We start from the raw sequence: 16,869 nt of genomic DNA on the forward strand, positions 1-16,869 counted from the left end.
CCGCGCCCCGCGCGTACTTGTGTCAGCTGCCTTCCGGTCGCTCCAGCTCCACCTTCGGCAGCCGTGCGGCGAGCGGTGCCGGAAGCCACCAGGCGCGGCGGCCGAGCAACTGCATCGCGGCGGGCACGATCAGGCAGCGGATGACCAGCGCGTCCAGCAGAATCGCCACCGCGAGGCCCAGCCCGAACTGCTGCAGCATGCGGCTGGGGCTGAGGACGAAGGCGGCGAAGACCACGATCATGATGGCCGCCGCCGCGGTGATCACTTTGCCGGTGGCGGCCAGGCCCTCGCGTACCGCGTGGCCGTGGTCCCGCGTGCGCGTCCACTCCTCGTGGATGCGGGAGATCAGAAAGACCTCGTAGTCCATCGACAGCCCGAAGACGATCGCGAAGATCATCACCGGGATGAACGCCTCGACGGGCCCCGGCTGCACCCCGAACCAGCCCTCCTGGAAGACCGGGGTGACCACGCCCAGCGCGGCGGAGATGCTCAGCAGGTTCAGCACGGCCGCCTTGAGCGGGATCAGGACCGAGCGGAACACCGCCACCAGCAGCAGCGACGACATCCCTACGACGATCGCCACGAACAGCGGCATCCGTGCGGCGACGCTGTCGGCGAAGTCCTGCGTGGCGGCGGTCGGTCCGCCGACCAGAATCTCGGCGCCCGTCTGCCGCTCCAGCGGCGGCAGTACGTCGTCCCTGAGCCGGTGCACGAGATCGGTGGTGCCCGCGTCCTGCGGCGCGGTCCCGGGGAAGACGACGACCGTGACCGGCCCTCCGTTCTCCGCCGGCAGTGCGGGGGTGGTCGCGGCGACGCCGTCGGCCTCGGCGAGGGCCGTGCGGACCGCCTGGCCGTCCGCCCTGTCACCGTCCACGACGACGATCAGCGGGCCGTTGAAGCCGGGCCCGAAGCCCTCGGCCAGCAGGTCGTACGCCTGCCTGCTGGTCGTCGTACGCGGGTCGTTGCCCGCGTCCGAGAAGCCGAGGCGGATCCCGAGCGCCGGCGCTGACAGCGCGAGGAGGGCGAGGAGCGCGGCGAGCAGCGCGGGCAGCGGGCGGCGCTGTACCGCGGCCGCCAACTGCCGCCATCCGGCCCCCTCTTCCTTGCCCTTGGCCGCGGACTTCTCCGCGCGCTTGAGCACCTGGCGCCGGATCCGCTGCCCGAACAGCGCCAGCAGCGCGGGCAGCAGGATCAGCGAGGCCGCCATGGTGGCCAGCACGGTCAGCGCCACCGCCAGGGCGACGCCCTGCAGGGAGCCGAGGCCGAGCGCTATCAGGCCGAGCATGGCGATGATCACGGTGCAGCCGGCGAAGAAGACCGTCCGGCCCGCGGAGTCCACGGCGAGCCGGGCCGCGCGCTCGGAGTCCGCGCCACGGGTGAGCTCGTGCCGGTAGCGGTAGAAGATCAACAGCGCGTAGTCGACACCCACGCCGAGCCCGATCAGCATCATGATCGGCGGTGTGAAGTCGGCGACGGTGAACACATGGGAGGCCAGCGCGATCAGCCCGATCGCGCCGCCCACCGCGAACAGCGCGGTCAGCAGCGGCAGTGCGGCCGCGATCAGCGAGCCGAAGAGCAGCACGAGGATCACGAGCGCGGCGAGCAGGCCAGCGCCTTCGGCCGAGCCGCCTTCCTCCTCCTCGGCGCCGCGCACGGCCTCGCCGCCGAGTTCGACCCGGAGGCCGTCTCCGGCAGCGGACCTGGCGGTGCCGATGATTCTTGTGATGTCGGCCTTGGGAACGTGCTGCGCCTTGTCCTCCAGCGTCACCGTGGCGTAGCCGATCGTGCCGTCCTCGGAGACGGCCGAGGCGTCGGCGTAGGGGCTGCGCACCTGGGCGACGCCGGGCAGGTCGCGTACCTGGCCGAGCATCCGCCGCACCGCCGGCTCTCGCTCATCGATGCCCTCACGGTCCTTGAGGACGATCTGGATGCTGTCCCCGGCCTGTGCCGAACCGTGCTGTTTCAGCAGGTCGGTCGCGGCCTGTGATTCGGTGCCGGGCAGTGAGAAGTCGTTGCGGTAGTCGCTGCCTGCCGCCTGCGAGCCGGCGGTGATCGCGGCCAGCACGACCACCCACAGCAGCACGGCGCCCCAGCGATGGCGCTGGGACCAGCCGGCGAGTCGTCCGAAGACGCCGCGAGCGGCAGCGGCGGCTGAGCGGTCGGAGGTTCCGGTTACGGGTGTGCCGCGTTCGGGGGCCATGGTCACCGGCCCCCGTTCCGACGCGGCGGACGACCGGCCCAGCGCGCACCGATCACCGCGCCGGCGAGGGCGCTCAGGATCGGTACGCCGATGAAGGCGGCCAGCAGCGTGCCGCTGCGGTCCACATCGAGAGTGCGGTCGAGGACGAAGGTGCAGAGCGCGCCCGCCGTCTCGGTCAGCAGAAAGCCCGCGGCTCCGCCGAGCAGAAAGCCCAGCAGGGCGGCCGGGGCCTTGGTGGCGTACAGGAACGGAGTTCTCATGGCTGGAGCGTGCGGGGCCGGTTCGCCCGCCGGCGTCGGCCTCCGGCGGGCATCCCCGCTACGCCCGTGGTTGCGGCCGGACGTCCCCGGCTACCCCGGGAGTTGCGGCTCCGGTGGCGGGCCCGGCGAGGTCACCCCGCAAGCCAGCCAGGGCTGACCATCCCGGACTCGTAGGCCAGGACGACCAGTTGGGAACGGTCACGTACGTCCAGCTTCGACATGATGCGACTGACGTGGGTCTTGGCGGTGGCCGGGCTCAGCACCAGCCGCCCGGCGATCTCGTCGTTGCTCAGCCCGGCCGCGACCAGCTCCATCACCTCGCGCTCCCGCTCCGTCAGCGCGTTCAGCCGGGTACTGGCCTCGGGCACCTTGGCCCGGCGGGCGAACTCGGCGATCAGCCGACGGGTGACGGAAGGGCTGATCAGCGCGTCACCACGGGCAGCGACCCGTACCGCCTGCACCAGTTCCTCCGGTTCGGTGTCCTTCACGAGGAAGCCGGTGACGCCAGCGCGCAGGGCCCCGTAGATGTAGTCGTCCAGATCGAAGGTGGTCAGGATGACCACCCGCACCTCGGCGAGCCGGGAGTCGGCGGTGATACGGCGGGCCGCCTCGAGGCCGTCCACGTCCGGCATCCGGATGTCCATCAGGACGACGTCCGGCCGCAGTTGCCGGCAGGCGGCCACCGCAGCCGCACCGTCGCCCGCCTCGCCGACGACGGTGAGGTCGTCCTCGTCCTCCAGGATCGAGCGGAATCCGGCGCGGACCAGCCGTTGGTCGTCGGCCAGCAGAACCTCGATCATGAGAAGCCGGCTCCGATCGTCATGTGCCCCGGCTGCCGGACCCGGCCGCCCGGCCCGCTCAGCGATTCTCGTACGGTATACGGGCGGTGACGGCGAATCCGCCGTGCGGCCCCGGCCCCGCGGCGAGTTCACCGCCGAGCATAGCCGCCCGCTCCCGCATTCCGGCGATGCCGCTGCCCCCTGTGCTGCCCTGACCCGCGGCCCTTCGGTCCAGCGCGCCCGTCGCCTTCCCGTCGTCCTCGACCGCCAGCGCAAGCTCCCGCTCCCCGAACTCGAGGCGTACGTCCACCGAGGTGGCCCCGTCCGCATGCCGGGTCACATTGGTCAGCGCCTCCTGCACGATCCGGAACGCCGCGAGATCGACCGCGGCGGGAAGCGGCCCCGCCCCTCCCCGGCTGTGCACCCGCACCTCGAGCCCCGTCGGCCTGGCCGAGACCACCAGCTCGTCCAGCCGGGCGAGGCCCGGCGCGGGCTGCGTCGGCGCCGCCTCGTCCACCTGGCGCAGCACCCCCAGCGTGGCGCGCAGCTCCCGCAGCGCCTCCCGGCTGCTCTGCTTGATCGTTGCCAGGGCTTCCTCGGCCTCCCCCGGATGCTTCGCGAGCCGGTGCAGGGAGGCGCCCGCCTGCACGTTGATCAGGGAGATCCGGTGCCCGATGACGTCGTGCAACTCGCGTGCGATCCGCAGCCGTTCCTCGGTGGCCCGGCGCCGCGCCGCCTCCTCCGCGAAGGCGAACCGTCTGTGCCGCATCGTTCCGAGCGCCAGCACGGCGACCAGCCAGCCGGTGAGCATGAAGAGGGCGACACTGTTCATGTCGTTGCTCCCGGCGAGCACCCCGATGCCCACCCCGATGACGACGACGGCGGCGAGCGCGAGGGCCGCCTGCAACCGGCCCTCGGCCGCGACGGAATAGAGCGAGATGATCACGGCGACCACCAGCGGGCCGTCGTACGTGCTGGTGACGTAGTACACGGCGGTGGCGGTCGCGACGAACACCGTCACGGCCACCGGATACCGACGCCGCACGTACAGCGCCCCGCACACGGCTGCGGTCAGCAGCCAGCCCAGGACGGTCACCGGCCAGGGCTCCGCCGGTTCGCGTATCAGCGGCGCCGAGCCCCAGACGGCCCCCAGCAGCAGCACACCGCAAGCCGGCACCACATCCGCTGCGCGGCCGTCCGGCAGCCGCAGGCGCAGGCGCAGCCGAGGTGTGGTGTCAGGTGCCATACAGCCAGCCTAAGCAGCCTCGCCGACAGCGGAGTCGGCCCGACGGCCGAACCGCGCGAGAGGGACCCGCAACCACGGATGTACGGCTGCCCGGCGCCGTCACAACCGCAGCGGTAGCGCAGTTGCCCGCCCAGGGCCGACGCCCGGGCCTTGGCCCGGCCCTCATTCTCGGCGGCATGAACGCGTACGAGCACAAGCACACGGCCCCGCCACTGCTGCGGCGCCCGGACTGGCCGGTGGTGATCGGGCTGGCAGTTGTCGCACTGGTCAGGCCGCTGTTCTCGATCACAGGGCTGAGTGACAGCCTCGGCAAACCGGCCACCCCGCTGATCCTCACGGCCGCCATCTCGGCAGTGTGGGTCGGCGCCGGTGTACTGAACCGGGTGCGCGAGCCGCTGCCGACCCTCGTCGCCGCCGGTCTCGCGTACGCGCTCGGCACCCTCGTACTCAGCGGGGTGCTCTCGCCGCTCCTCGACGGCGAGTTGGCCGGTCCACTGGCCCAGCCGCAGTCGATCGTGCCGCTCTTCGCGGTCAACGCCGCGTGGGGTGCGCTGTGCGGAGTCTGTTCCCTGGGCCTGCGCAGAGCCCGGGGACACGGCGATTGAGGGCGGGCATCCGGCATACGCGTCAGTCCAGTACGGCGGCCACCGCCTCGATCTCGACCAGCTGGTCGGTGTAGCCGAGCACCGTGACGCCCATCAGCGTGCTGGGGACGTCGTGGTCGCCCATGGCGTCGCGGTAGACCTCCCAGGCGGCCCCGAGGTCTTCCTGCCGGCTGGAGGCCACCAGGACCCTGGTGCTGATCAGGTCCCGCAGGCCGGCGCCCGCTTCGCCGAGGGCTGTGCGCAGGTTGTCCACCACCAGGGCGGCCTGGCCCGCGTAGTCGCCGACGGGGGTGACGGTGCCGTCGGCGGTCAGCGGGCAGGCACCGGCGAGGAATATCAGGCGGGCCTCGGGCGGCGCCGTGGCCGCGTAGGCGTATTCGGCAACGTCGGAGAGGGCGTTGGAGCGGACCAGAGTGACGGCTCGCGGCACGGGGGTTCCCTTCGGGGGTCCGGCTGGGTTCCCCGGCAGCTCAACGCAGCGGCCGCGGCCCGCGCAACCGGTTATTCGCACCCGCCCGGGAGAGGGCTCAGCCGCCCAGCTCCTGCTTGAGGCGTCCGATCAGCTGCGCGTCGCAGAAGTCGAGGAAGCCCCTGGGGTCCGGGCCCGCGTTCATCAGCACCAACCGGTCGTAGCCGGCCTCCGCGAAGGGCCGGGCGACCTCCAGATACCGCTGCGGGTCGTTGCCGCAGGCGAAGCGCTGCCTGATGTCCTCTTCGCGGACCTGCGCGGTGGCGGCCTCGAAGTTGACCGGATTGGGGAGTTCGCTCATCACCTTCCAGCCGGTCAGCGCCCAGCGGAAGTACTTGAGCGCCGACTGTGCGCCCTCGCTCTCGCTCTCCGCCCAGGCCATCGGCACCTCGGCGTAGCCGGGCCCGGTGCCGCCGGCCTCCCGGTAGTAGCGCACGATCTCGGGCTTCTCCTCGGTGGCGAAGAGGGCGTCGCCCAGTTCGGCGGCGATCCGGCAGGAGGCCGGGCCGCTGGCGGCGACCGCCATCAGCGGCGGTTCTGGAGGCAGATCGAAGACGCGGGCGTCCTCAAGGCGTAGGTGTTTTCCCTCGTAGGAGCGGTAGCCCCCCTGCCACAGCAGCCGGATGATCTCCAGGGCTTCCCGGAACCTGGCGTGCCGTTCGGAGACGGCAGGCCAGCCGCTTCCGGTCACGTGTTCGTTCAGACGTTCCCCGGAACCGACGCCGAGAACGAAACGACCCTCGGAGACGAGGGCCATCGTCGCGGCGGCCTGGGCAACGATGGCCGGGTGGTAGCGCATGCTGGGGCAGGTGACACCGGTGACCAGCCGGATGCGCTCCGTCTTGGCCGCGATGGCGCCGAGCACGCTCCAGGTGAAGGCCGAGTGGCCCTGGTCGTCCAGCCACGGGTGGTAGTGGTCGCTCATCTCCACGAAGTCGAAACCGGCGGCCTCGGCGGCGATGGCCTGCCGGATCAGCTCCTGGGGGCCGTACTGTTCGGTGGCGAGCTTGTAGCCGATCTGCATGTGTACTGCTCCTTGGTCGCTCTCCCCCCTCGGGTACCTCCGCGTCCTCTCGCACACTCGCACCGTCCCTCGGCCCGCGAGGGGTGTGACACGGCGGATGCGGGGAACCGCCGGGGACCGACACCTCCGTCCGAAGGAGAGCGGGCATGGACACACTCTCGGATCTGTCGGTGCTGGTGACAGGCGGTTCCCGGGGGCTGGGACTGCTGCTGGCCCGGCAGTGCGTGGAGCGGCGCTGCGATGTGACCGTCGCGGCGCGCGACGAGGAGGAGCTGGACCGCGCCGTCGGGCTGCTGCGCCGCAGGGCACGCGGCACCACCGTGACCGGACGGGTGTGCGACGTGACCGACCGGGCGGCCGTCCATGAGCTGGTGGAGAACACCGCGGCCGACCAGCAGGGCCTCGACGTGGTGATCGCCAATGCCGGGAACATCCAGGTGGGGCCGGCCGAGGAGTCGGGCACCGACGCCTTCCGCAGCGCGATGGACACCATGTTCTTCGGCTCGCTGCACACCGCCATGGAGTCCCTGCCGCACCTGAGGGAGAGCCCGGCGGGCGGGCGGCTCGGGCTGATCGGCTCGGTGGGCGGGCTGCTGCCCGTGCCGCACCTGGTGCCGTACTCCTGCGCGAAGTCCGCCGTCGCAGCGCTCGCGGAGGGGCTGCACGCCGAGCAGGCCGAGCACGGGGTCAGCGTGACCGCCGCCCATCCTGGCCTGATGCGGACGGGTTCGCACCACCAGGTGGAGCTCTCCGGCGACGAGGGCAAGGAGTTCGCCTGGTTCGCCACCCTCGCCGGGCTGCCCGGCCTGTCCATGGACGCGCTGCGGGCCGCCGAACGGATCGTCCGGGCGCTGGAGCAGCGCCGGACCCGGGTGGTGCTCACCCCTGCGGCCCAGCTTGGCGCCAAGGCGTACGGCGTCGCCCCGACGCTGGTGACCCGCACCAATGAGCTGGTGGCGCGGGTCATGCCAGGACCGGAGCCGTCCGGGCGGGAGGGGCGGTCCCGCTGGCAGTCGGCGGTCAGCGCGCTGAACGAGCGTGCCGCTCGGCGCTTGAACCAGACGAGTGCGTAGGGGCTCCGCCCATAAGGCGCGGGGAACTGCCCCGCCAAGCATAAGGACCTGGAGGTCGCATGAGGGCTCTCACCTATCAGGGCAAGCGGAATGTCTCGGTGGAAACCATGCCCGATCCGGAGATCACGGAGCCGGACGACATCATCGTCCGGGTCACCACGAGCGGGATCTGCGGCTCCGATCTGCACCTGTACGAGGTGCTGGGACCGTTCCTCGAGGAGGGCGACATCCTCGGGCACGAGCCGATGGGAGTGGTCGAGGAGGTCGGCCCCGAAGTCGCGGCGCTCTCCCCCGGGGACCGGGTCGTCGTGCCGTTCAACGTCAGCTGCGGCACCTGCTGGATGTGCCGGCAGGGCCTCCAGTCGCAGTGCGAGACCACGCAGGTGCACGAGTACGACAGCGGTGCCGCGCTGTTCGGATACAGCAAGATGTACGGCCATGTGCCGGGCGGCCAGGCGGAGTTCATGCGGGTGCCGTTCGGCAACCATCTGCCGGTGAAGGTGCCGGACGGGCCGCCGGACGAGCGGTATGTGTATCTGTCCGACGTGCTGCCGACCGCCTGGCAGGCGGTGGCCTACGCCGACATCCCCAAGGGCGGCAGCGTCACCGTGCTGGGCCTGGGCCCGATCGGCGACATGGCGACCCGGATCGCGCAGCACCAGGGCGCCGAGCTGGTGATCGGCGTGGACCTGGTACCCGAGCGGCTCGAGAGGGCCCGCGCGCACGGCGTACACACCCTGGACCTGCGCGAGCACCACGATCTCGGCGCCTCCGTACGGGAGTTGACGCAGGGCCGCGGTACGGACGCGGCAATCGACGCGGTCGGCATGGAAGCGCATGGCGCGCCCTTCGCGAAGGCCGCGCATCAGGCGGTCGGGCTGCTGCCGGATGCGCTGGGCGCGAAGATGATGCAGCGTGCCGGTGTCGACCGGCTGGCGGCGCTGCATGCGGCGTTCGACGTCGTACGGCGTGGGGGCACCGTGTCGGTCTCCGGCGTCTACGGGGGTGCCACCGATCCGCTGCCGATGGCGAAGCTGTTCGACAAGCAGATCCAATTGCGGATGGGCCAGGCGAATGTGCGCAACTGGGTGGACGACATTTTGCCGCTGCTCACTGATGAGGACCCGTTGGGGGTCGACCATTTCGCCACGCATTCGCTTCCGCTGGAGAAGGGCCCGCAGGCGTACGGCACCTTCCAGCGCAAGGAGGACGGCATGGTGAAGGCCCTCCTCAAGCCTTCGGCGACCTGAGCGCTGGGGAGGGGCTGCCCCTTGCGGTGGCTTGCAGGCTGCGGCTCGTTTGTGGCTGGTCGCGCAGTTCCCCGCGCCCCTTCGGGGCGCGTCTCCCCTGCACCTGCTGTGCTTGGGAGGTCTGCGCCAGAGGCGCAGGGCTGGCAAGCGCAGCCCCCATGCGGGGTACGCAAGCTCGGTCCTAGCGCATGTCGCGGATGCGGCGGAATTTACCGGCGGAGCGTTCGATGGTTTCCGGGTCCACGATGTGGGCCCGCACCGTCACACCAATGCCCTCTTTGATGCGGCGGACAATGGTGTCCGCCGCATCCTCGCGTTGGGAGCCGGTGGCTGTCGGTCGGGCCTCCACCAGCACGGTGAGGTGGTCCAGTCGGCCCTCTCTGGTGAGCTGGAGCTGGAAGTGCGGGGCCAGGGCCGGGATCTGCAGGACGATCTCCTCGATCTGGCCCGGGAAGACGTTGACGCCGCGCAGGATGATCATGTCGTCGCTGCGGCCGGTGATCTTCTCGATGCGGCGGAACGCGGGCCGTGCCGTCCCCGGGAGCAGCCGGGTCAGATCCCGGGTGCGGTAGCGGATGACGGGCAGCGCCTCCTTGGTGAGCGTCGTCAGCACCAGTTCGCCCCGCTCGCCCGAGGCGTACGGCTCCTCGCCCAGCGGGTCGACGATCTCGGGGTAGAAGTGGTCCTCCCACAGATGGAGCCCGTCCTTGGTCTCCACGCACTCCTGGGCGACGCCGGGCCCCATCACCTCCGACAGCCCGTAGATGTCCACCGCGTGCAGATCGAACCGCTCCTCGATCTCGCGCCGCATCGCCTCCGTCCACGGCTCGGCCCCGAAGATGCCGACCCGCAGCGACGTGCTGCGCGGGTCGACGCCCTGTCGCTCGAACTCGTCCAGCAGCGTGAGCATGTAGGTCGGCGTCACCATGATGATCTCGGGCTGGAAGTCGTGGATGAGCTGCACCTGGCGTGCCGTCATCCCGCCGGACGCCGGAATGACGGTGCACCCGGCGCGCTCTGCGCCGTAGTGCGCCCCCAGTCCGCCCGTGAACAGCCCGTATCCGTACGAGACATGCACCTTGTGCCCCGGCCGGCCGCCCGCCGCGCGGATGCAGCGCGCCACCAGGTCCGCCCAGGTGTCCAGGTCGCGCTGCGTGTACCCGACGACAGTCGGGCGCCCCGTCGAGCCACTGGAGGCGTGAATACGCCGTACGTCCTCCATGGGCACACCGAACATACCGAAGGGGTAGGTGTCGCGCAGGTCGGCCTTGGTCGTGAAGGGGAACTTCACGAGATCGTCCAGCGTGCGGCAGTCCTGCGGCCGCACCCCGGCCGCGTCGAACTTCTTGCGGTACAGCTCGACGTCCTCGTACGCGTGCCGCAAGGTGCTCTGCAGCCGGGTGAGCTGGAGGTGCCGCAGCTCGTCGGTACTCAGCCGCTCGCCGGAGTCCAGCAGTTCGTCCGTCATCGCCTGCCCCCGTTCACTTCACCGGCGTCGCCGTACGGCTTCGGCCCCGGAACTCCGCGACCACCTGCTCGCCGCGCAGCACCGTCACGTCGTAGATCCCGCTCCGGCCGTACCTGGTGCGCTCCTGCGCGACGGCCAGCAACTCGTCGCCCTCCCATGCGGGCGCGACGAAGGTGATGTCGGCCCCGGCCGCCACCGTCACCGGCCCATGGCTGTTGCACGCGCAGGCGAACGCGGTGTCCGCGAGAAGAAAGACATAGCCGCCGTGCGCGGTGCCGTGCCCGTTGACCATGCCGGCGGTCACCTTCATACGGCAGGTGGCGAACCCTTCGCCTCCGTCGAGCAGCTCGATACCGAGAGCGGTGGAGGCACGGTCGGCCCCCAGCATCGCCTCCACGGCTCCGTTCTTCACCCGCGGCCTCCCGTTGATACCGACCGACCATTCGGTGTGCTCAGTAATCCAGTGGCCAGGGGCAGCTGTCAAGAGAGAATGCATCGCGGAGGTGGAGGACGATGGAGCGCGTCGACGCTTCGCTGCTGCGCCGTAATGTGCAGGTGGCGTATCTCGACCTGAGCACGGAGGAGGCCATTCGGCGCTGGGGCGAGCCCGAGGTCACCTGGGATGACCTCGGGCCGTGGAACACCTTTGTCTTCCGGCTCGCGGACGGAACCCTGGCGGGGCTGGTACGGGAAGTGGAGAACGCGCCGAAGCCGGGCTACATCCTGGTCGCCGCCAACGAGGAGACCAGCACCCCGGCGGGTATCGACACCGCCGAGGCGCTGGCCGCGTTCCTCTCCGAGGCGGACTTCGACGAGGGCCGTGTGCGCCTCCGCTGGCCCCGGTGAGGGGGTGCCCCTGTCCGCAGCTTGCGGGCTGCGGGTGTGTCGTGGCTAGTCGCGCAGTTCCCCGCGCCCCTGACGGGGCGCGTGTGCGATGAACGCCGACCATGCGGCCGGTGAGATCGAGAGGGAGGGGATGGAGGTGTCCTTGGAGTCCCGGACGTGGATTTGTTCGGGGGTGGTTGCGACCTCGATGCAGGCATCGTTCTGCGAGCTGCTGTAGCTGCTCTTTCTGAAGTCCATCGCGACCTCGACGCAGCTGTCCCCCTGAGAGCCGCTGTAGCTGCTCTTGTACCAGTTCAGCTCGGCCGGGTTTCTCATAGCGCTCCTCGCATTCGCTTCAGCAGGCTCAGGGAATCTGCCGGGGTCAGAGCCTGTGAGCGCAGTTTTGCATAGACCATATGCAGCCTGCTGAGCGCTGTCGGTTCGGAGATCAGTTGCCCCGTCTCCTGCCCCTCAGAGTAGGCGAACCACTGATGCTCGGGCGTCTCCAAGAGTTGCAACGGTCCGTCCAGGCCCGCGTGCTCCGGCTGGACGAGTGGCATGATCTGCAACTCCACGTTGGGCAGTTGGGCGCAGTCGATGAGGTGGTCCAACAGCTCCCTTGTGACCTCGACCCCTCCCGTTCGCCGCTCCAAAAGGGCCTGCTCGAAGATGAAGCTGAACATCACCGGCTTCTTCCGGTGCAGCAGCTCCTGCCGGTCCAGCCGGAGCGTCAGCCGCTCTTGGAGCTGCTCGTCAGTGGGCACCGGCGGCACCTGACGCATCACCGCTTTCGCGTACGCCTCGGTCTGCAACAGCCCCGGGACCACACGGCACTCGTAGATGTACAGACTGAGCGCCGAAAGCTCCATCTTGGCCCATTGGCGGAACCAAGCAGCAATGCCGTCGTTGCCCCGCGACAAATGCTTCGCGGCCTCGCTCAAGGCCCCGGCCGCGTCGAACTCCCTCTCCGCCACTTCGATGAACCGAGGCGGCGGAAACCTCCGTCCCTGCTCAACGCCCGCACACGTACTCAGCGAGTAGCCCGACCGCTCGGCCCACGCCTCCTGCGTGAACCCAGCCCGCTTGCGCAGCTGCTTTACGACGGCGCCGAACGTACGGAGACTGTCCGAGCGTTCAGGCTCCCTCCCACCGCCGCTCTCGGCTTCCTCGTCATATTCGGCCATTTCCAGCCACCTCCCTGTGGCGGGGGAACGTCCCCAACTCACCCAGGGTTACTGGTCATTGACCGCACTGTCCACTCTCCGCACCCCTACGCTTGCGCAGCGTAGGGGTTGCTGAACTGGTCATGGGTGGCGGGCCGGCGCCAGCGTGAGCGCCATGAATCAGCGTCAGCCACTCCCCTTGACTACCGAGCGTATGTTCGTACAGCGGTTCTCCGCCACCCGGCGCGGCGCCCGTTTGGCGCGACTTCTCGCACTGCACCAGTTCGACGCCTGGGGCACTCCGTACGGCAGTGAGCCGTCCGACAACGCGGCAGCGGTCGTCGCCGAACTGGCCGCGAACGCGGTACTGCACGGCCGCGTGCCGGGGCGGGACTTCGAGCTCGCACTCAGCGTTCCGGAGCCGGGTTCCCTGCTCATCGAGGTGACGGATACCCGGGGCGAGGCACCGGTCGCCCCGATGGCGCCGGCCCCGTTCGACGAGTCGGGCCGCGGGCTGCTGCTCGTCGCGGCGCTGGCGAGCACGTGGGGCGTACGGCAGCGCACCCCTGCCGCCCCGGGCAAGACCGTCTGGGCCCGGTGCCCCGCATAGAAGCCGCACAAGCGCGGACGTCAGCCGGCGGCACCCCGGCGCCGGAGCCAGTACGCGGCACAGGCCGCAGCCAGCAGCACCGTGGAGCCGACCGCCCACGGCAGCGCATCGGCGGCGATCCGCCGGGCCCGCAACTCAGCGGTCATGCCGGTGACTTTCAGCGGCAACGTGGCGATGTCGTTGGAACGGTCGGGGTCGTGCGCGGGGAACTTGCTGCTGTGCTCGATGCGGACCCGGCCCTCGGCGCCGGGTACCGCACGGTCGATGTGGAGCTTGATCTCCTCACCGTCCAAGAAGCTCGGACACACGACAGCGCGGCGGTGATCCCGCACCGAGCACATCGGGTCGCCCGAGTCTTCCGGGACACCGGTCACGGTGGTGCCCTGCGGGGCGGTGAACCGGTAGGTGTATCCGAGGTAGTTGGGCTCTGCCTTGCTGCCGTCGGGCCAGCGGTGCCGGACCCGGATCGGTACGGCGACCGATTCGCCCTCCCTGCCCCGCAGCGCCGTGCCGGGGACCGAGATGTCGACATGGTTGTCGGCCTTGATCCACAGGCGTGAATTCTTGCGGAACGGCCCGAGCCCGTCTGCCTTTCCCGGGCGGAGCCGCAGCGCGGGGGCTTCGGACTTGCCGTCGCGCCAGTCGTCCCAGTGCTTCCGCTTCTCGCGGTAGGAGCCGCCTGGATTGAGGTCGGGGTCGTCCGGGGCGCCGACGGCGTAGGCGTGGTAGTCGAAGACGGTGTAGAGGATGTCCTTGGGTACGTGGAAACCGACCGGTCGGTCCACGGTCGCCACCTCGCCGGGTTCCGGCGCCCGGCCGTCGAGCTTGCACAGCGCGGTGTCGTGCGTGACGGGCGTGTACCCGCAGCTGCGGTACAGCGGTGAGAGACCGACACGGTCGCCCGGTTCCAAGGTGAGGCCGACGCCGTTCTCCGCGCGTACCGGTCCGGAGGCCCGCACACTCAGCCGCAGCCGGGCCGTGCCGCCCGGCTCCTGACGCTTCCGCTCGAACTTTCCGCTCACCTCGAAGCGCGGGACGCCGACGACGAGTTCGGTCGTACGCTTCACCGCCTCACCCCCGGCACCGGCTGTCGCGGTGACGGTCAGCTTCGCCCGGTCCCCTGCCTTGCTGCCTTCCGCGGTGTGGAGCTCGAACGGCTGCACGGCTGTGCCGGACTCGCGGGCGCGGTAGGAGCACTCGATCCGGTCCTTGCCGCTGCGGTGGCAGTGCTTGCTCAGCCCGGCGATCTCGGCGACGCCGGACAGCCGGCCGGTGTCGATGCGTACCGCGACCCGGGCGGTGCCGCCTTTCGACTTGAGCTTGAACCCGAAGCCCTGTTCCGGCTGTTTCTGCCCCTTCTTCCATTCGTCCAGATAGCGCGTGGCCTGCGGCCCTTCCAGCTCCACCGCCGCCTTCCCGCCGTCGCGGGGTGCCGCGCCGGCGGGCTGGGCGAGGGACATGGCGAGGCCCGCCATGATGGTGCCGAGTCTGAGAAGTGTTCGCCGCATACGGTGTACGACTCCGTGCGGGCCGAAACGGTTCAAATCCGCGTGCCCCGCGTGGGGGGCTGCGCTTGCCCACCCTGCGCCCCTGGCGCAGACTGCCCAAGCTTGCGGGGAACAAATAAGGGGCGCGGGGAACTGCGCGACAAGCCACAACGCACCCGCAGCCCGCAACGCACAGCAAGGGGCACCCCCTCATCGTCTCCGCACCACAGCAGCCAGCAGCACGAGCAACCGCAACCCAATGGCCACGAGAGGGGCCACCCAAGCCGTGGTGTGCCAAGGGCTGTCCCTCTCAAGAAGTCGGGTCGGCTCAGGGTCGACCCGACCCCGCGGGTCGAAGGTCACCTCGACCCGCTCCCCCTTGTCCGCGTACTTCTTCTCCAACGTCATGGAGTCCGGACGCCCACCCGCGCACCGGAGCTTGTGCTTGTAGTCGACGGTGGTGGTCGTATGAGTCACGCCATTGCTGTCCGTGTACGTACTCGTGTGCACCTGCCGGTCGACGTCCAGCACCCGGCAGTCCGTGGACTCCCCCCGCGCGCGCAGCGTTTCGTCCTCCACCTTGTTCGAGATCCCCAGCACGCCCGCGGCCAGCAGCACACTGGTGACGATCGCGACGAACGGCTGGAGGGGATGGCCCGGCTGGTACAGGAAGCCGGTGGCGAAGGCGAGGAGGAACGCGACGACGACCAGCGCGTTGCCGAAGAACACGCTGACGCCAGGGCCCCCGTCCACGGCGTACGTGGCACCTCCGTACGCCATGCCGACGACGAGCAGCGGCGCGCCCACGGTCCCCATCGTGTGAAAGACGATCACCGGCCATATCCGGCGCCGCTGTCGCTCGTGCACGTACACGGCAACCACCCCCTGTTGCAGAGGGTTTACCCTGCGATCACCCCTGGCCGCCAGCCCCGGACAGCTTTTCGGCGGCTTGGTTCAGCCACTCCTCCTCCCAGCGGTCCCGCTGCCAGGAGTGCTCCATCCCGCGCCGCCGGAAGGCGACCAGCAGGGGCAGCACGTCCGCGACGCCGTACTCGGCGCGGCCGAGCAGCTCACGGGTGACGACCAGTGCGGACTGAGGCGGCACGTACGAGGTGAGCAGCCGCTCCAGCAGGCCGGGCAGCCCGCCCTCGGTGAACGCCGTACGGCTCTCCTCGATGAGCGGGGCGAGCCAGCGGACGAACTCCAGATAGCGGACGGACTCGCCGAGGCTGCCGTCGTCCAGCGCGAAGGTGTCGTCCAGCGCGAAGGTGGGGGCGAGGGCGTGAGTGAGGCGCTGTCCCCAGTCGCTCTCGGAGACGGTCAGGTGCGGGTACTCCTTGGTGAACTCCGACCACTCGGTGCTGCTGTCCACATGGTGGCCGAGCCAGTCAAGGAACAGCGGACTGCGGTCGTAGTAGCCGTCATCCACCCCGCGGAAGACGGCCCGCAGCAGGTCGAAGGGGAGCGAGACCGCCTCGTCCTCGGCGAGCAGCACGGCGTCGTACAGGTCCTTGGCCTCGGGGTGGATGTCGTCCATGAGCCACAGGATCTTCCAGGCGAGGGAGAGTTCGGGGGTGGCCGCGCGGACGGACAGCGGCGCGTCCCCTTCGGCGCCGCCCGGCCGGGGAATCGCGGTGCGGGCGGCGGGCTGCGGGAGGGGTTCGGTGAAGACGAAGTCGAGCTGGACCGTGCCGCCGGGCACGCCTTCGGCCGTCCACGGGATGACCAGGCGGCGGCCGGGAACCCGGTCGTACGTCCAGATCTCGTCGCGCACCGCGCGCCGCGAGTCCAGCCGCACATCGCAGCGCGAGTCGCGGGAGCGGAGGTCGGCGCCGTGTGCGAGCCCGTCCAGCATCCGCTCGGTGCGCTCGTCGGCCAGTTGCCAGGTGTCCGGTTCGACCACGAAGTCGAGATCGCCGGGCTCGCGTGCGGCCTGTCCGTACCAGGCGCGCAGCAGCACGCTGCCCCGCAGCACCAGGTGCTCGGACCAGGGCGAGTCGGCGACCGCCGCCAGGACCAGGTCCAGCGCCCGGCGGCGGGCCGCGAACCAGCGCTCGCCGGTCTCCGCGTCGGCGAACTCCGGGTTCCCCAGCCGCATCGCCTTGGAGTAGTGCCGCGCGGAGGGGTCGAAGACGGGGCGCTGGACCACGGCTTCGCCGTGCACGGGCCGCAGGGTGGGCGGCAGGTCGAGGGCCCGGCGGGTGTCCTCGTCCAGCTCCTGGTGCGGCACGGCCTGCTCGGCGGACCAGGGACCGTATCCGATCTCCCGCCACGCGGAATCACTCATTGCCCGCCCCCTCCTCTTCGGCCAGCCATCCGGCGTCCAGGGCCTCCGCACTGTCGTACACCACGAACTCCCGCTCCACCGAGAGAATTTCATGCGGGAGGGACGGGGGTGACGGGAGGGACG

Annotated in this window: 18 protein-coding genes; 5 read left to right on the plus strand and 13 right to left on the minus strand. The window is 70.5% G+C overall.

The features are described from left to right. Window positions 1-22 precede the first annotated feature (22 nt). The 4 genes from ITI46_RS11285 to ITI46_RS11300 all read right to left on the minus strand — a co-directional run bounded on the left by ITI46_RS11285 (window position 23) and on the right by ITI46_RS11300 (window position 4,485). Window positions 23-2,200: an MMPL family transporter gene (locus ITI46_RS11285; RefSeq protein ID WP_209239338.1), complete on the minus strand. Its 2,178-nt coding sequence runs from the start codon at window positions 2,198-2,200 to the stop codon at window positions 23-25. 2 nt (window positions 2,201-2,202) lie between these two features. After that, window positions 2,203-2,460 (minus strand): hypothetical protein, encoded by a 258-nt coding sequence (locus ITI46_RS11290; protein ID WP_209239339.1) that lies wholly within the window; start codon window positions 2,458-2,460, stop codon window positions 2,203-2,205. A gap of 131 nt (window positions 2,461-2,591) precedes the next feature. After that, window positions 2,592-3,260 carry a response regulator gene (locus ITI46_RS11295; protein ID WP_209239340.1) on the minus strand — a complete coding sequence of 223 codons (669 nt, stop codon included), beginning with the start codon at window positions 3,258-3,260 and terminating at the stop codon, window positions 2,592-2,594. 58 nt (window positions 3,261-3,318) lie between these two features. Further along, the gene (locus ITI46_RS11300) at window positions 3,319-4,485 is read right to left on the minus strand and encodes a sensor histidine kinase (RefSeq protein WP_209239341.1); all 1,167 of its coding nucleotides are present in this window, start codon (window positions 4,483-4,485) and stop codon (window positions 3,319-3,321) included. A gap of 176 nt (window positions 4,486-4,661) precedes the next feature. Here ITI46_RS11300 and ITI46_RS11305 point away from each other — a divergent pair, with 176 nt between their 5' ends. Then, window positions 4,662-5,090, plus strand: coding sequence for a hypothetical protein (locus ITI46_RS11305; RefSeq protein WP_209239342.1), 429 nt, complete (start codon window positions 4,662-4,664; stop codon window positions 5,088-5,090). A gap of 22 nt (window positions 5,091-5,112) precedes the next feature. Here the strand turns inward: ITI46_RS11305 and ITI46_RS11310 are convergent, their stop codons facing one another. Both ITI46_RS11310 and ITI46_RS11315 read right to left on the minus strand, forming a co-directional pair. Further along, the gene (locus ITI46_RS11310; protein ID WP_209239343.1) at window positions 5,113-5,520 is read right to left on the minus strand and encodes a RidA family protein; all 408 of its coding nucleotides are present in this window, start codon (window positions 5,518-5,520) and stop codon (window positions 5,113-5,115) included. A 97-nt stretch (window positions 5,521-5,617) separates the two neighbouring features. Next, window positions 5,618-6,583 (minus strand): TIGR03557 family F420-dependent LLM class oxidoreductase, encoded by a 966-nt coding sequence (locus ITI46_RS11315; RefSeq protein ID WP_209239344.1) that lies wholly within the window; start codon window positions 6,581-6,583, stop codon window positions 5,618-5,620. 146 nt (window positions 6,584-6,729) lie between these two features. Between ITI46_RS11315 and ITI46_RS11320 the strand changes: the two genes are divergently transcribed. Both ITI46_RS11320 and ITI46_RS11325 read left to right on the plus strand, forming a co-directional pair. Next, window positions 6,730-7,656, plus strand: a complete 927-nt coding sequence (locus ITI46_RS11320; RefSeq protein ID WP_209239345.1) for an SDR family NAD(P)-dependent oxidoreductase — start codon at window positions 6,730-6,732, stop codon at window positions 7,654-7,656. A gap of 59 nt (window positions 7,657-7,715) precedes the next feature. Beyond that, window positions 7,716-8,906 carry a zinc-dependent alcohol dehydrogenase gene (locus ITI46_RS11325; protein WP_209239346.1) on the plus strand — a complete coding sequence of 397 codons (1,191 nt, stop codon included), beginning with the start codon at window positions 7,716-7,718 and terminating at the stop codon, window positions 8,904-8,906. Between the two features lie 181 nt (window positions 8,907-9,087). Here the strand turns inward: ITI46_RS11325 and paaK are convergent, their stop codons facing one another. After that, window positions 9,088-10,374 carry a phenylacetate--CoA ligase PaaK gene (gene paaK, locus ITI46_RS11330; protein ID WP_209239347.1) on the minus strand — a complete coding sequence of 429 codons (1,287 nt, stop codon included), beginning with the start codon at window positions 10,372-10,374 and terminating at the stop codon, window positions 9,088-9,090. Between the two features lie 13 nt (window positions 10,375-10,387). Continuing rightward, window positions 10,388-10,762 carry a hydroxyphenylacetyl-CoA thioesterase PaaI gene (paaI, locus tag ITI46_RS11335; RefSeq protein ID WP_209239358.1) on the minus strand — a complete coding sequence of 125 codons (375 nt, stop codon included), beginning with the start codon at window positions 10,760-10,762 and terminating at the stop codon, window positions 10,388-10,390. 125 nt (window positions 10,763-10,887) lie between these two features. Between paaI and ITI46_RS11340 the strand changes: the two genes are divergently transcribed. Next, entirely contained in the window at window positions 10,888-11,220 is a 333-nt protein-coding gene (locus tag ITI46_RS11340; protein WP_209239348.1) for a hypothetical protein, read from the plus strand. Between the two features lie 45 nt (window positions 11,221-11,265). On the opposite strand, the gene ITI46_RS11345 is transcribed toward ITI46_RS11340, so the two are convergent. Then, entirely contained in the window at window positions 11,266-11,535 is a 270-nt protein-coding gene (locus ITI46_RS11345) for a DUF397 domain-containing protein (protein ID WP_209239349.1), read from the minus strand. Then, window positions 11,532-12,383: a helix-turn-helix domain-containing protein gene (locus tag ITI46_RS11350; protein ID WP_209239350.1), complete on the minus strand. Its 852-nt coding sequence runs from the start codon at window positions 12,381-12,383 to the stop codon at window positions 11,532-11,534. Before ITI46_RS11350 ends, ITI46_RS11345 begins: the two co-directional genes overlap by 4 nt. A gap of 154 nt (window positions 12,384-12,537) precedes the next feature. Here ITI46_RS11350 and ITI46_RS11355 point away from each other — a divergent pair, with 154 nt between their 5' ends. Then, window positions 12,538-12,972 (plus strand): ATP-binding protein, encoded by a 435-nt coding sequence (locus ITI46_RS11355; protein WP_209239351.1) that lies wholly within the window; start codon window positions 12,538-12,540, stop codon window positions 12,970-12,972. Window positions 12,973-12,992: 20 nt separating this feature from the next. On the opposite strand, the gene ITI46_RS11360 is transcribed toward ITI46_RS11355, so the two are convergent. The 3 genes from ITI46_RS11360 to ITI46_RS11370 form a co-directional block, all read right to left on the minus strand. After that, window positions 12,993-14,480 carry a hypothetical protein gene (locus ITI46_RS11360; RefSeq protein WP_209239352.1) on the minus strand — a complete coding sequence of 496 codons (1,488 nt, stop codon included), beginning with the start codon at window positions 14,478-14,480 and terminating at the stop codon, window positions 12,993-12,995. 189 nt (window positions 14,481-14,669) lie between these two features. After that, window positions 14,670-15,266: a hypothetical protein gene (locus ITI46_RS11365; RefSeq protein WP_209239353.1), complete on the minus strand. Its 597-nt coding sequence runs from the start codon at window positions 15,264-15,266 to the stop codon at window positions 14,670-14,672. 103 nt (window positions 15,267-15,369) lie between these two features. Then, entirely contained in the window at window positions 15,370-16,746 is a 1,377-nt protein-coding gene (locus ITI46_RS11370) for a nucleotidyl transferase AbiEii/AbiGii toxin family protein (RefSeq protein ID WP_209239354.1), read from the minus strand. Between the last annotated feature and the right edge of the window lie 123 nt (window positions 16,747-16,869).

This window comes from Streptomyces oryzae (assembly GCF_017676365.1).
GTDB lineage: Bacteria > Actinomycetota > Actinomycetes > Streptomycetales > Streptomycetaceae > Streptomyces > Streptomyces oryzae.

What these genes read in the sequence shown, in the direction of transcription:
- ITI46_RS11285 (WP_209239338.1), bottom strand. Translation starts at nt 2,200, where the DNA reads ATGGCCCCCGAACGCGGCACACCCGTAACCGGAACCTCCGACCGCTCA.
- paaI (WP_209239358.1), bottom strand. Translation starts at nt 10,762, where the DNA reads ATGCTGGGGGCCGACCGTGCCTCCACCGCTCTCGGTATCGAGCTGCTC.
- paaK (WP_209239347.1), bottom strand. Translation starts at nt 10,374, where the DNA reads ATGACGGACGAACTGCTGGACTCCGGCGAGCGGCTGAGTACCGACGAG.
- ITI46_RS11355 (WP_209239351.1), top strand. Translation starts at nt 12,538, where the DNA reads ATGAATCAGCGTCAGCCACTCCCCTTGACTACCGAGCGTATGTTCGTA.
- ITI46_RS11300 (WP_209239341.1), bottom strand. Translation starts at nt 4,485, where the DNA reads ATGGCACCTGACACCACACCTCGGCTGCGCCTGCGCCTGCGGCTGCCG.
- ITI46_RS11350 (WP_209239350.1), bottom strand. Translation starts at nt 12,383, where the DNA reads ATGGCCGAATATGACGAGGAAGCCGAGAGCGGCGGTGGGAGGGAGCCT.
- ITI46_RS11305 (WP_209239342.1), top strand. Translation starts at nt 4,662, where the DNA reads ATGAACGCGTACGAGCACAAGCACACGGCCCCGCCACTGCTGCGGCGC.
- ITI46_RS11345 (WP_209239349.1), bottom strand. Translation starts at nt 11,535, where the DNA reads ATGAGAAACCCGGCCGAGCTGAACTGGTACAAGAGCAGCTACAGCGGC.
- ITI46_RS11370 (WP_209239354.1), bottom strand. Translation starts at nt 16,746, where the DNA reads ATGAGTGATTCCGCGTGGCGGGAGATCGGATACGGTCCCTGGTCCGCC.
- ITI46_RS11340 (WP_209239348.1), top strand. Translation starts at nt 10,888, where the DNA reads ATGGAGCGCGTCGACGCTTCGCTGCTGCGCCGTAATGTGCAGGTGGCG.
- ITI46_RS11315 (WP_209239344.1), bottom strand. Translation starts at nt 6,583, where the DNA reads ATGCAGATCGGCTACAAGCTCGCCACCGAACAGTACGGCCCCCAGGAG.
- ITI46_RS11295 (WP_209239340.1), bottom strand. Translation starts at nt 3,260, where the DNA reads ATGATCGAGGTTCTGCTGGCCGACGACCAACGGCTGGTCCGCGCCGGA.
- ITI46_RS11360 (WP_209239352.1), bottom strand. Translation starts at nt 14,480, where the DNA reads ATGCGGCGAACACTTCTCAGACTCGGCACCATCATGGCGGGCCTCGCC.
- ITI46_RS11290 (WP_209239339.1), bottom strand. Translation starts at nt 2,460, where the DNA reads ATGAGAACTCCGTTCCTGTACGCCACCAAGGCCCCGGCCGCCCTGCTG.
- ITI46_RS11325 (WP_209239346.1), top strand. Translation starts at nt 7,716, where the DNA reads ATGAGGGCTCTCACCTATCAGGGCAAGCGGAATGTCTCGGTGGAAACC.
- ITI46_RS11320 (WP_209239345.1), top strand. Translation starts at nt 6,730, where the DNA reads ATGGACACACTCTCGGATCTGTCGGTGCTGGTGACAGGCGGTTCCCGG.